A 13173-nucleotide genomic window follows, 5' to 3' on the forward strand; every position below is an offset into this window, starting at 1 on the left:
GCCGGGTTTACCAGCCGCCCCAACCCCAGCCCCCGACATAACCGCCATAGGGATAGTAATAACCGGGATAACCATATCCATATCCATATCCGTACCCGTCATACGGGTAAGGCGGCGGTCCGTACCAGCCGGGGCCACGATCCCAACCGCCACCACCCCAGCCGCCGCGATCCCAGCCGCCACCACGTGGACCACCGCCCGGACCGCCCGGACCGCCATGCGGCCCCCCCCGGAAACCACCCCCACCGGGACCACCAAAACCGCCGCCGCCGTGGCCACCCGGCCCACCGCCACCAAATCCACCGCCATGGCCGCCACCACCGGGACCACCGCCACCGGGGCCGTGCTGGGCATGCGCAATGGAGGGCCCTGCTACGGGCGCAAGTGCAAGCGCCATCGCAACAAAGGCCACGGTCCATGATTTTGTACGAGTCATCATCCTTACTCCTTATATTGCCATCGTGCAGGCCCGGCGCGACAAAACAATGGCGGATTGTCACAGTACTGTATCATTACCCTGCCAGGGGCCGGGTGCAGGCATGCCACCCCTGCATGTCCCGCCATGTTGCGCCGTGCAATCATCCGCCACCCCCCAGCCTTGCACATGCCTCCTGAACACAAAGGCAGACCGGAAGCTGAACCTTTCCGCTTACCCGGCCCGGTGGGGGTGCTCCCGGTCTATGGCCTTGCGACATAACTAACTATTTAAATAGTGAATTATTCCTTCTGCTGACCCTTATCGATGGCAGCCATGAAAAGATGATTCAAAAACGAAACAAGTGAACGGAATTATCGCCTGTTCGTTAAGAATCAGACAGGTCAGAACAGTCAGGAAAGCCATCATGGCCATATCGCCATCATGCAGTTTTAAAATAACCCCCATGGCTTGCGATCATCCGAGCTGCCGGACCGTTCCTCCCGGTTTTCTGCCATAAATCCTGTTCAATTGCGGCAATATGGCATGGACACAGGGCGCCAGGATTGCAGGGGTGAGTGTGACTATTATGCACACCGGGCATCATAAATAACGTAATTACACGGTAAAACCATATTTTCCCGTTGACCGGGTTATTTCTGGAGAATTATACACACATCAATGACGTGGAATTAATATAGCACGGCAGGAAACAGGACTCTGCACCAAGCCCACCACCGGGCTTCAGTCTAGGAAAGACGCAGGATGAACACGCACCCCAAGCCGGCACGGCTCTCGAAAATTGTCCTTCTGACGGGTGTGGTATCCGTGTCCTGCCCCCCTATCTACGCCTGGGCTGATCCGGCGGTCGAACGCATCACCACCACCAAGGATGTGAGCGATGTCTCGCCTGCCTTCCGCACCTCCACCCCGCGCCACAGCACCACGCGTGTCGCGGTTGTAACGGGGGCCGACCTGCTCAAGACCGGGCAGACAAACGTGATCGCGGCACTCCAGCAGTCCTCGCCCGAGATTAACGCCCCCCCGGGCGGCGGCGGCGGCGGTTATTCCACCACCCCCACCCAGACCGTCATCCTGCGCAACCTCAATGCGGATGAAACGCTCGTGCTCGTCAATGGCGTGCGCCGTCATGCCAGCGCCATTGGCAACTGGAACTATGGCCCCGCCCAGGGCACGGAACCCGCTGACCTGAGCCTGATCCCGCTCAGCGCGATCGACCATGTGGAAATCGTGACCGAGGGGGCTACCGCGCTGTACGGGCAGGACGCCATTGGCGGCGCGATCAACATCGTGCTCAAGGCGGGCAGCCGCAATGGTGGCACTGCCAACATCCAGAACAGTGGCTATTACCGGGGCGATGGCCAGGGCATTACCGCCTACGGCGACCTTGAGCGCCAGCTCGGTACCAAAGGTGGTGGCATGGATCTGGCCTGGCAGGTGCAGAACCAGCTCCCCACCCACCGCGATGGCATCAACCCCACGCTGGGCGATGTAAACCGCATTGAAGGCATCAGCCGTTCACTGTCTGAACTGTTCAGCTTCAACGCGCATATGCCCATCAGCCGCTCGGTCGAGGCCTATGGCACCGCCACCCTCGCCCATCGCAGCACCGACCGCATCGGCTTCATCCGCGGGCCCAACAACATCAACAACGTGCCATCGCTCCACCCAAACGGGTTTGAGCCGATCGAAACGTTCGATGAAATGGATTTTCAGGTCAATGGCGGCCTGCGCGGCACCATGCCCGCGGGCGTTGCATGGAATACCTATGCCTCGTTCGGGCGCGAGCAGGTCAATGAGGGCGTCTATGACGACAACAACCCCACCTTTGGCGCGCTGAGCCAGACCAGCTTCAACCAGGGCAAGATCATCAATGCCGAGCTGATTGGGGGCGCCAAATTTTCCAAGCGGTTCACAAGCCGTGCGCTGCCCAAGCCCGCCGTGCTCGACTGGGGGCTGGAATACCGGCATGACACCTACCAGATCGGCGCGGGCGACTATCAGTCCTGGGCCACGGGGCCGGAATACACCGGCAGCAACTCACCCGGTGCCACCGGCTATAACGGCTTTCAGCCCAGCAATGCAGGCAACTGGTCGCGTGACATTTTTGATGGCCATGTAGGGCTGGACATTTTCGTCACCCCCAAATGGGAATGGACGATCGGTGGCCATGTGGTGAACTATTCCGACACTACCACAGCACCCACGGGCTCGATCGGCACGCGCTACAACTTTACCAGGAACTTCTCGATCCACGCCAACGTCAATACCGGCTACCGCCCGCCCACGCTGGGCGCGATCCATTACGACGCCACGAGTTCGGGGCCTGGCTATACCACCGTCAACCTGTCACAGACCAACGATGTCGCGCGCCTGCTCGGTTCGCACAACCCCAAGGGCGAATACTCGCGCAGCTACAGCATCGGGCTGGACTGGAAGCCGGTGCGCGACCTGCAGCTCTCGGTTGATGGCTACCGCATCGACATCAATGACCGCATCGAGAGCACCAGCGCCTTTTCCGGCACGGTCATGGCCGACTACCTTTCGGCCCATGGCGTGGGCGACAATATCACCTATGCCAGCTACATGACCAACATCGGCAATACCACCACCAACGGCTTTACGGCCAAGATCAGCTACAAATTCCCCATCAAGCCCTCCTACGGCGTGCTGATCGGCTCCGTGCAGGCCAATGCGGCCGATACGGAAATGACCCATTACGCCTCCACGCCGGGCATCCTGACCACGCTGGGGCAGACCTACTTCTCAAAGGCGGCCGAGACGGAACTGCTGCGTTCCTCGCCCAAGAACAAGGAATCCTTCTCGCTCAACTGGAGTAAGGGCCGCTACAGCGTCTTTGTGCAGGAACAGCGCTATGCCGGGGTGGCCTGGCTTGTCTACCAGAGCGATCCGGGTGCTTACTGGACCCATGTGCGCCCGCAGGTGATAACAAACCTTGAAGCCTCGGCGCGGGTGGGCCATGGTTTTGTCATCACGCTGGGGGCCAATAACCTGTTCAACAAGTATCCGACCCGCACCAATAAGCAGGCGCTCAAGGAAAGCAGTGGCGTGTTTGCCTACCCCATGACCGCGCCCGGCGGGTATGAAGGCGGATATTACTATGCACGCCTTGGATACACGTTCTGACTGGCCCGCACCGCATGCCTCATCCGTTTCGTGCCGTCATGCCCTCATCGCGGCCAGTGCTTGCGCTGGCCGCGTGCCTGGCTTTTCACGCCCCTGCTCCCGCACGGGCAACCGATGCCGCCACACCCGGCGGCACGCTGCTCTACCTTGAAAAGCAGCCCCACAAGAACCTCTACCCCCCTGCTGGCGGCTTCTACCCCAATGGCGGCATCCTGGCCCAGATCACGGACCGGCTGACATGGCAGAACACCGACACGCTCAAAATCGAGCCGTGGATCGCAACCGCGTGGACCGTAAATGACGACAGCACCGTCTTTACCTTCACGCTGCGCCCCGGCGTCACCTTCTCCGATGGCACGCCGGTTGATGCGGCGGCCGTAGCGCTCAATTACGATACATTTGGCAAGGGCAACCGCGCGCTGCACCTGCCGCCCTCCGAGGTCATCAACAATTACGAACGCAGCGAGGTCATCGACCCGCTGACGGTGCGCTTTTACTTCAGCCGGCCTTCGCCCGGCTTTTTGCAGGGCACGTCGGTCATCGGCTCGGGACTGGTTTCGCCCGCAAGCCTGCGCCGCCCGCTTGATGAATGGGGCGACGCGCGGCATGTCATCGGTTCCGGGCCGTTTATGGTGCACGACGAGGTGCCGGGCAAGTCGGTCGATCTGGTTCGCCGCCCCGACTATGCCTGGGGGCCTGACCAGCTTGCCCCGCAGGGGCCAAGCCGGCTGGCGGGCGTACGCATCATCGTGGTGCCGGAAGACAGCATCCGCATCGGTGCCTTCATTGCAGGCCAGGCCGATTTCGCCCGCGCGGTCGAGGCCTATGATGAAGAACAGATCACCCGCCATGGCGATACCATCTACGCCGCCTCCACCCGTGGGGTGAACAACAGCGTGGTCTTCCGCCCTGACAACCCGCTGGTGGCCGACCCGCGCGTGCGCCTGGCCCTGCTGCACGCAACCGACCGGCCCGACATCCTGCGCACGCTGTATTCCCCCCATTACCCGCTGGCGCGTTCGGTCATTGCCGCCGATGCGCAGGGCTTTGTCGACCATGCTGCCGACCTGACCTATGACCCCGCCCTCGCCACCCGCCTGCTCGATGAGGCCGGATGGACGCTTGATGCCGATGGCTGGCGGCGGCGCAATGGGGTGGCGCTTGCGCTGGCCGTGCATGAGGCCCTGCCCCAGCCGCAGAGCCGGAGCATGCTGGTGCTGCTGGCCCAGCAATGGCGCAAGGTAGGCGTGCAACTGACCATTCTGTCAGGCAGCCCGGCCATGACGGTGCTCGACAATCTCAACCCTGCCGTCACGCCCCTGTTTCATGCCGAGGTGGGCCGCGCCGACCCCGATGTGATCAAGAGTGCGTTCTACCCCACCAACCGCAACGTGCTGCTGCAAAAAGGCGGACAGAGCCGCCATGTGGATCACTTTGTCGACCCCGAACTCAACGGGCTGCTCGACACGGTTGCCTCCGACACCGACCCCGCCACCCGCCTGGCTGATCTCGGTCGCGTGCAGGCCGACATTCTGTCAAAGGGCTACAGTATTCCGATATTCGAGGAGCCGCAGGTCTATGCGGGGTCGGCCCGCGTGCACGACATGCATTTCGAGGCCGTGGGGCGGCCTGTTTTCTACCGCACCTGGCTGGCAAGGCCGTAGGATGATGCGCCACCCATGACACGCTATATTCTCTCCCGCGCTGCCCAGGCGCTGCTGGTGCTCTGGGGGGCCTTCACGCTCTCGTTCGTGCTGTTGCAGGTCATGCCGGGCGATGCCGTGCTGATCAAGTTCCAGGACCCCGAACTCGGCCTCAGCCCGCAGCAGATCAGCGATATCCGTGCAAGCTATGGTGCTGATGAATCCGCCTTCGTGCAATATGCCCATGTGCTGGGCCGCACGCTGGCAGGCCAGCTTGGCTATTCCATCGAGACCGGGGTGCCGGTCAGCCGCATGCTGCACGCCGCCTACCCCACCACGCTGCGCCTTGCAGTGGTGAGCTTTGGCGGCGCGATCATGCTTGCCGCGGGTTTTGCCACCGCTGCCCTGCTTGCGCCCCTGCGCCCCCTGCGCGCGGCCCTGCGGCTGGTACCGGGGCTGGCGAGCGGCATTCCCGTCTTCTGGCTTGAAATCGTGGCGATCCAACTGGTCTCGTTTCACTGGAAGCTGGTGCCGGTGGTGGGCGTTTCGGGCTGGACGGCGGTGCTGCTGCCGGGGCTGGCGCTTGCCATTCCCATCTCGGCACCACTGACGCAGGTATTCCTGAGCGCGGCGGAGCGGGTCATGGCCCAGCCCTTCATTGACGTGCTGCGCGCGCGCGGCGCCTCGCCGCTGCGCATTCTTTACGCCCATGTGCTGCCCAACGCGCTGCCGCCCACGCTCACCATAAGCGGGCTGGTGTTTGGCGAGATCCTGGCCGGTGCTGTGGTGACCGAGACCGTGTTCGGGCTGGACGGGCTGGGGCAACTGGCCCAGCAGGCCGTGGCCAACCAGGATGTGGCGGTGCTGCAGGCCATCATCCTTATTTCGGTAGCCGGGTTCGTGATCATCAACTTCACCGTTGATGCGCTCCATCCGCTGATCGACCCGCGCATCCGCCGTACGCAGGCAGGAGGAGCTGCATGAACACGGCCCTGGCACAATGGCGTCAGCGCCATGACGTGACACTGCCGCGCCTGCTTGGCGTGCTGCCCGTGCTTGTGCTGGTGCTCGTGGCGCTGTGCCCTGACCTGTTCACCCGGCTTGACCCGCTGGCAGGCCAGACGGGCGAGCGGCTCATGGCACCATCCGCCGCACACTGGTTTGGCACGGACCAGTTCGGGCGCGATGTGTTCTCGCGCATCATGCATGGCAGTTTTTCCACCCTGTCCGCCGCCGTGCTGGCGGTTGCGATCAGCCTGCTGGTGGCCATTCCGCTGGGGCTTGCAGCAGGACTGGGCGGGCGCAGGCTGTCGGGCGCCATCCTTGCGGGGGCGGACATGGTGCTGGCCATCCCCGAGCTTTTTCTCTCACTAAGCATCATTACCCTGATCGGGCCGGGGGCGACGCATGTGGCCTTTGCCGTGGGCATAAGCCAGGTGGCGGGCTTTACGCGCATGATCCGCACGGAGGTGGTGCGCGTGCGCGCGACCGAATATGTCGAGGCCGCCTTTGGCATCGGCTCCACCTTCTGGCAGGTGGTGTGGCGCCATATCGTGCCCAACAGCCTTGCCCCCGCGCTGTCGCTGGCAACACTGCGGCTGGGCACGGCCATTCTGGCCATATCGACCATCTGCTTTCTGGGCTATGGCCCCTCACCGCCCACGCCGGAATGGGGCCTGATGATTACCGAAGGCCGCAACTACCTTGCAACCGCCTGGTGGCTGACCACCTTCCCCGGCCTTGCCATCATCTTTTCCGCATGGGCGGCAACGCTGCTGTCACGCGCCATAAGGGTGGACCAATGAACGCTGATACCCCCCAGCTCGGCATCCGTGACCTTGATGTGGTGTATGAAAGCCGCGGCAGCGCGCACCATGCGCTCAAGGGTGTGTCTCTTGAGGTCCGCGCGGGCGAGATGCTGGCGCTGGTGGGTGAATCCGGCTCGGGCAAGTCAACGCTGGGTCGGGCCATACTGGGCCTGCTGCCCGAAAGCGCCCGCATCCAGCGTGGCTCGATCAGGGTGGATGGCACTGAAATCGTGGGGCTGCCCGAGCGCGCGCTGCGCCGCATCCGTGGCGCGCGGGTGGCCCTCATTCCGCAGGACCCGGCCCATTCGCTCGACCCCGTGCGCACCATCGGCGCCCAGCTTGTCGAGGCGGTGCACCTGCATGCACCCAGTTCCACGGTCGACACGCGACGCATGCTGGTGGGCCTGCTTGACCGCGTGGGCATAAAGGAGCCGGAGCGGCGGCTGCATCAGTACCCGCATGAACTCTCGGGCGGGATGCGCCAGCGCGTGCTGATTGCAGCCGCCATTGCCCAGCGCCCGGCCCTGATCGTGGCGGATGAACCCACCAGCGCGCTTGATGTATCGGTGCAGGTGCAGATCATGGCGCTGATGGCCGAACTGCGCCACGAGATGGGCACCGCCATGCTATTCATCACCCACGACCTTGGCCTGGCCAGCGAGCAGGCCGATCGCGTGGCCGTGCTGCAGCATGGCACACTGTGCGAAACCGGCGAGACAAAGGCTTTGTTCGCCAATCCGCGCACGCCCTATACCCGCCGCCTGCTGGCCGACCTGCCCCTGTTCCATGAAGCACGTGCCCCCCGCCGCGCGGAAGGCCCGCGGGAGGATGCGATTGTCGTCTCGCACCTGACCTATGCCTACAAGGGTGCTGGCGGCAGGCCGGGGCACAGGGCGGTGCGCGATATTTCCTTTAACGTGGTGGCCGGGCAGACCCACGGCATCGTGGGGGAATCCGGCTCGGGCAAGACCACGCTGCTGCGCTGCCTGCTGGGGCTGATTACGCCTGATAGTGGGTCGGTCCATATCCTTGGCGAAAACCCGGCACAGATTGAAGGAGCCGCCCGGCGCGCACTGCGCCGCGCGGTGCAGTTTGTCTACCAGAACCCGCATGTATCATTCGACCCGCGCAGCCGGGCGGCCGATATTCTGGCCGAGCCACTCATCAATGCGGGCCTGCATGACCGCAGCGCGCGCGCAATGCGGGTCCGGGCCATGCTGGAGCGGGTGCAACTGCCGCCTGCCGTGCTCGAGCGCCGGGCGGCCAGCATGTCTGGCGGGCAGAGCCAGCGCCTGGCCATTGCGCGCGCGCTGTTATGCGAGCCCAAAATCCTTATTCTCGATGAAGTGGTCTCCGCACTTGACGTATCGGTTCAGGCTGAAATCCTGACCCTGCTTGAAACGCTGCAACAGCAGCTTAACCTGACCTATGTGTTCGTATCGCACGATCTGGCCGTGGTGCGGCGCATTGCCGATACCGTCTCGATCATCCGCGCGGGCGAGCAGGTCGAGCATGGCCCGACCGAGACCGTGTTCTCCACACCGCATGATGACTACACAAAGCGCCTGCTCGCGGCGATACCCGGCCGTAACCTGGTGCGCCCGGCCATGCTGGCCTGAAAAAAGGCCGCATCCAAAACTTATCAGGCGTCCTCGACCGGTTCCGTGCCGTACAAAGCGCTTTCAATCAGGTCAGCGCTTTCATGGGTGTAGCGCCTGAGGTCGGGCATGAGGGTGCGGGCAGCCTCCTCCACCGCGCCTGACAGGGCCTTGAGCGCGGGTGACGGGGTCAGGCCCGCCGGTGTCACCACGCCAAAAAAGAACGGCAGGTTTACATCCAGCGGGCGTATGGCCAGATCAGGCTGTTGGAACGCACCTGCGGTTACGGGGTCGACAATGCCCACGCCCAGGCCCGCCCGCGCCAGCCCCATCAGCACCGTAGCCATGTTGGCATCCATGATGGTGGCGGGCGTCCAGCCCATCTGCGCAAAGGCGCGTTCGATCGTGTTGCGTATCCTGAACGGGTTGGCCAGCGTCAGCAGCCTGCTTTCGGCCAGATCATGCAGGCTGATACGCGCATGGGCGGCGAGCGGGTCATCTGCCCGCATGACCGCAACACAGGGCGCCATGCCGATCCATTGCAGGGTCACGCCAGGGTGGTTGAAGGGAAAACTGACCAGCCCGAATGTTGCATCCCGGCGGCCTACGGCACGCACCACCTCATCCGCCGGGACGCTGCGCACATGCACCTCACGTGGGAGGTTACCCTGCGGCAGGCGGCCCAGCGCCATGGGCAGCAGGCCCGCCGCAAGTGCCGGGATGGCGCATAGATGCAGGGAATTTTCCACATCGTGGGCAATGGCATGCACATTTTCGCGCAGGCGCTGCACGCCACCCAGCAGGGCCAGAGCCTCGGGCTGAAAACGCAGGGCCTGCTCGGTGGGGGTAATACGCGGCCCATTGCGGTGGAACAGCGTAAAGCCCAGCCCCGCCTCAAGGTCCTGCACCATGCGCGTGACCATGGATTGCGAGCGGCCCACAAGCCGTGCGCCCCCGGTCATGCTGCCAGTGGCCATGACGGCGCAGAAGGCCTCAAGCTGTCTCAGGTCGGGAAGCGCACTATCCATGCTCATCATGCTAACCACCAACGATCATGCCAGCAAACGCAAACGCGGCAGGCCTCCCCTCACCCTATCGCAGGGAGAGGCGTATCATGCCATTCATCGCCCCTGAGTTCGGGCGTGTCGAACGCCACGAGGTTGGCGTAATGGGTTTCGCGGTCCTCCACGAACAGGGCGCGGGTGATATGGCGCGCAAGGCGCTCGGCCCCGTCGCTTATGGCCGGAATATCGCCGCTGACCTTGCCGTGCGAAAGCGTGGCGGGGAAGCAGAAGCAGTGCACGTATTTCAGCCACGGGCACGAACCGGGCACCTTTTCAAGAAACTCGAACCCCGGCCCAAGATCGGGCGAGGTTGCCAGTTCCGCGCTGACATGGCCCGAGGGCATGTCCTGCGCCGTGGGCGTAAAGCGGTCTTTCCACAGCCGGATATGCGGTGCCATGGCTGCAAGTTCAGGCCGACGGGACAGGTCGGAGCAGAAGCCGGTGGCCGCGATGATGAAATCGGTCTCCATCACGCCGCGCGGGGTGTGAAGGCGCACGGCATTGGCTGCCACTTCAAGCCGGTCGATGGGGCAGGACAGATGGAAAAAGGCATTGGGATGGCTGGACACCCGCAGCACGCTTGGCCGTGGCGGCGGGGTCTGGGCATCGAGCACCGTATCCATGAAACGCCATTTCCACCCATCGGGCAGGCCGACAAAACCCTGCACCACGCCCATGCTGCCAATGCCGGTGAATTTGTTAACGGCAGGCAGCGTGTCGCGCCGAATGATCATATCCACCCGCGCGGCCCCTGCCTCAAGTGCAGTGGCGGCGTTATCCATGGCGGAAGCGCCTGCGCCCACCACCACCACGCGGCGGTTCTTCAGGGCTTCAAAATCAATGGGGTCGGCTGAATGGCGCCAGTAATCACGCGGCAGGGCAGCAATGACCGGCGGCACGTAGCTGCCGCCCAGCCCGTCACGCCCCGTAGCCAGCACCAGATGACGGCACAGTAGGGTTTCGGTTACGCCATCCTGCACCACCGTCAGCGCGAGCACGCCATCGGCTGTGCGCGTAACATTGGTCAGGGTGACGCCATTGCGCACCGGCAGGTCGAGCACGTGGCGCAGCCATTCCAGATAGGCCATCCATGTCTCGCGGGGGATCTTGTCCAGCCCATCCCACGCAACAACACCAAAACGCGCTTCGTACCACGCGCGGAAGGTCAGGCTCGGCAGCCCCATGCATGGGCCGGACAGTGTTTTGGGCGAGCGCAGCGTGGTCATGCGGGCATAGGTGACCCATGGCCCCTCCTGCCCTGCCTGCGCCTGATCCAGCACGACATGGTTGAGCAGCCCGTAGCGCCTGAGGTAACCCGACGCAGTAAGCCCCGCCATGCCACCGCCGATCACGACCACATCGAGCACGTGCCGCCCGTCCACGCAGCGTTCGGGCACCCATGAGCGGGTGGGCAGGTCCAGCCAGGCCAGATCCTGCCGCACGCGGCTTTCCAGCCCTGCAAGACCGCCGGGAATTTCGGGTGGCTGAGAAAACGTCATTGATCGTCGTTCCTAAAACACTGCGCTGCCGGGGCCATGCTTCGAACCATGCCGGAAAAAGCCCATGATGCTGGCCACAAACGTAAAAATTCCTTCCCTGCAGATCAAGGAAAATCATGCGTATTTTGCGTTAAATAATATCTTCATTGCATAAAATGCATAATAGAGGTCGCCCATATCACCCGCCATGCACCCGCATGACAAAACCGCACGCAACACGATCTTAAAAAAAAGACGCTCCGGCCCAACCGCCTGTCAGGGCGACGCGATACGACTGGCCTGCCTGCGGCTGACCACAACGGCACCACCCCACAGGGCCAGAAAAACCAGCACGATGCCCGCCCCCAACCCGGCCAGATGGTCGCCAGCCGCCATCAGCCCCCGCATGAGCAGGTTGCCATCCGCCGCAGTACCCAACGCCTTCTGCCCAAGTTCAATCGCGCCAATGCCTGCCGCCGCCACAAGGGAGACAAGGCTGATACCCAGATCATAAGCCACACGCCTGCGGCCCGAGCGCATGCCCCAGCCATAGGCGCGGCACATCAGCAGGGTATCCAGCGTATCAACCAGCGCCATGCCAGCCGTAAAAAGCAGTGGAAAAGCCATGACCCCCGCAAGGCCCAGCCCATGGTGGGCCTGAACCGCCGCCATGCCCAGCAGGCCGATTTCACTTGCGGTATCAAACCCCAGCCCGAACAAAAAGCCGAGCGGATACATCTGCCAGCTCCGGCCAATCCACCGCCCCACCTGCCCGGACACAAAGCCCGTGGAGGGAGCAGGAGGCAACGGAGCAGGCTGGCGCAGGGCCCGCCACTGGTGCATGGCCATACGGGCATTGGCCATGACCGCCACCAGCATGAACACTGCCGAGACCAGCGTGCCGAAATTTCCGCCCACCACATGCCATCGCTCCAGCCAGCCCGGCACGGGCAGCACCACCAGCGCAAGGGTGGCGAGAACGACCACGGTGGAATGACCAAGCGAGAAGAACAGCCCCACCAGCGAAGGCGCGCGCCCCGCCCGCATGAGCCTGCGCGTTACCACGTCAATCGCCACGATATGATCGGCGTCAAGTCCGTGCCGCAGGCCAAATGTCCATGCCAGCCCGGCGGCCCCCAGCAGAACGGGCGAGGCCCCCAGCATGGTTGTGGCCCACGCCCATGCCGCCAGGTTGGCCAGCAGCAGGGCGCATAGAATGGGGCCTGCTCCATACCGGGCATTGCTGAACATATCGATCTCTTTCCGCCCGCTGGTCAGATGGTGATGTAGGCGCGCACATCCTCCGCCACGAGGTCACACGCCTGGCCTGCCAGCACTACCTTGCCCCGGTCGAGCACGGCAATCGTGTCGGCCAGTTCATAGGCAAAATCGAAATACTGCTCCACCAGAACGATGGCCATGTCGCCCCTATCGCGCAGCATGCCGATGATGGTGCCGATATCCTTGATGATGCTGGGCTGGATGCCCTCGGTCGGTTCATCAAGCACCAGCAGGCGCGGGCGGATGACCAGCGCGCGCGCAATGGCAAGCTGCTGCTGCTGCCCGCCCGACAGGTCGCCGCCACGCCGGTCGAGCATTTTGGCCAGCACGGGAAACAGGTCGAATATCTCATCAGGCACCCGGCGCTGCCCGCGTGGCAGCAGGCCGAAGCCGGTTTCAAGGTTTTCGCGCACGCTGAGCAGCGGAAAGATGTCGCGCCCCTGCGGCACGGTGGCAATGCCACGGCGGGCGCGGTCGTAGGCTGCGAGCCGGGTAATATCCTCGCCCTCCCACATGATCGTGCCGCCACTTGTGGCATGCATGCCGGTTATGGCGCGGATCAGGCTGGTCTTGCCCACGCCATTGCGGCCGAGCACGCAGGTGACCGCCCCTGCCCCTGCTGCGAGCGAGACGCCCCGCAGGGCAATCGCCGCGCCATAATGCAGGTGCACATCGTTAACCTCGAGCATGTGCGTAGCCTCCCTTCAAGCCCGTGCGG

Annotated in this window: 10 protein-coding genes; 5 read left to right on the forward strand and 5 right to left on the reverse strand. The window is 63.6% G+C overall.

Annotated elements, in window-relative coordinates; translation table 11 throughout:
- Nucleotides 1-7: 7 nt before the first annotated feature.
- Complete coding sequence (locus tag FMA36_RS19220; RefSeq protein ID WP_206065123.1) at nt 8-439, reverse strand: hypothetical protein; 432 nt, start codon at nt 437-439, stop codon at nt 8-10.
- A gap of 804 nt (nt 440-1243) precedes the next feature.
- Here FMA36_RS19220 and FMA36_RS15350 point away from each other — a divergent pair.
- From FMA36_RS15350 to FMA36_RS15370, 5 genes are read left to right on the forward strand one after another with little or no spacing between them, the layout of a single operon-like run.
- Complete coding sequence (locus FMA36_RS15350; RefSeq protein WP_240906401.1) at nt 1244-3583, forward strand: TonB-dependent receptor plug domain-containing protein; 2340 nt, start codon at nt 1244-1246, stop codon at nt 3581-3583.
- Nucleotides 3584-3597: 14 nt separating this feature from the next.
- Entirely contained in the window at nt 3598-5247 is a 1650-nt protein-coding gene (locus tag FMA36_RS15355) for a TIGR04028 family ABC transporter substrate-binding protein (RefSeq protein ID WP_159263164.1), read from the forward strand.
- A 15-nt stretch (nt 5248-5262) separates the two neighbouring features.
- Nucleotides 5263-6210: an ABC transporter permease gene (locus FMA36_RS15360; protein ID WP_159263165.1), complete on the forward strand. Its 948-nt coding sequence runs from the start codon at nt 5263-5265 to the stop codon at nt 6208-6210.
- A complete protein-coding gene (locus FMA36_RS15365; RefSeq protein ID WP_159263166.1) occupies nt 6207-7031 on the forward strand; it encodes an ABC transporter permease in 825 nt (274 codons plus the stop codon). Before FMA36_RS15360 ends, FMA36_RS15365 begins: the two co-directional genes overlap by 4 nt.
- Nucleotides 7028-8653: a dipeptide ABC transporter ATP-binding protein gene (locus FMA36_RS15370; protein ID WP_240906402.1), complete on the forward strand. Its 1626-nt coding sequence runs from the start codon at nt 7028-7030 to the stop codon at nt 8651-8653. The genes FMA36_RS15365 and FMA36_RS15370 overlap by 4 nt, the downstream gene beginning before the upstream one ends.
- Before the next feature lie 23 nt (nt 8654-8676).
- Here the strand turns inward: FMA36_RS15370 and FMA36_RS15375 are convergent, their stop codons facing one another.
- The 4 genes from FMA36_RS15375 to urtE all read right to left on the reverse strand — a co-directional run bounded on the left by FMA36_RS15375 (nt 8677) and on the right by urtE (nt 13144).
- Nucleotides 8677-9660 (reverse strand): LysR family transcriptional regulator, encoded by a 984-nt coding sequence (locus FMA36_RS15375; RefSeq protein WP_159263168.1) that lies wholly within the window; start codon nt 9658-9660, stop codon nt 8677-8679.
- A 59-nt stretch (nt 9661-9719) separates the two neighbouring features.
- A complete protein-coding gene (locus FMA36_RS15380) occupies nt 9720-11195 on the reverse strand; it encodes a flavin-containing monooxygenase (RefSeq protein ID WP_159263169.1) in 1476 nt (491 codons plus the stop codon).
- 255 nt (nt 11196-11450) lie between these two features.
- A complete protein-coding gene (locus FMA36_RS15385) occupies nt 11451-12425 on the reverse strand; it encodes a HoxN/HupN/NixA family nickel/cobalt transporter (protein ID WP_159263170.1) in 975 nt (324 codons plus the stop codon).
- A 23-nt stretch (nt 12426-12448) separates the two neighbouring features.
- Nucleotides 12449-13144, reverse strand: a complete 696-nt coding sequence (gene urtE / locus FMA36_RS15390) for an urea ABC transporter ATP-binding subunit UrtE (RefSeq protein WP_159263171.1) — start codon at nt 13142-13144, stop codon at nt 12449-12451.
- Nucleotides 13145-13173 lie beyond the last annotated feature (29 nt).

The organism is Komagataeibacter xylinus, assembly GCF_009834365.1.
Classification (GTDB): domain Bacteria; phylum Pseudomonadota; class Alphaproteobacteria; order Acetobacterales; family Acetobacteraceae; genus Komagataeibacter; species Komagataeibacter xylinus_D.

Coding starts and splice junctions, on each gene's coding strand:
- FMA36_RS19220 (WP_206065123.1), bottom strand. CDS start 439: ATGATGACTCGTACAAAATCATGGACCGTGGCCTTTGTTGCGATGGCG.
- FMA36_RS15355 (WP_159263164.1), top strand. CDS start 3,598: ATGCCTCATCCGTTTCGTGCCGTCATGCCCTCATCGCGGCCAGTGCTT.
- FMA36_RS15360 (WP_159263165.1), top strand. CDS start 5,263: ATGACACGCTATATTCTCTCCCGCGCTGCCCAGGCGCTGCTGGTGCTC.
- FMA36_RS15365 (WP_159263166.1), top strand. CDS start 6,207: ATGAACACGGCCCTGGCACAATGGCGTCAGCGCCATGACGTGACACTG.
- FMA36_RS15370 (WP_240906402.1), top strand. CDS start 7,028: ATGAACGCTGATACCCCCCAGCTCGGCATCCGTGACCTTGATGTGGTG.
- FMA36_RS15375 (WP_159263168.1), bottom strand. CDS start 9,660: ATGGATAGTGCGCTTCCCGACCTGAGACAGCTTGAGGCCTTCTGCGCC.
- FMA36_RS15380 (WP_159263169.1), bottom strand. CDS start 11,195: ATGACGTTTTCTCAGCCACCCGAAATTCCCGGCGGTCTTGCAGGGCTG.
- FMA36_RS15385 (WP_159263170.1), bottom strand. CDS start 12,425: ATGTTCAGCAATGCCCGGTATGGAGCAGGCCCCATTCTATGCGCCCTG.
- urtE (WP_159263171.1), bottom strand. CDS start 13,144: ATGCTCGAGGTTAACGATGTGCACCTGCATTATGGCGCGGCGATTGCC.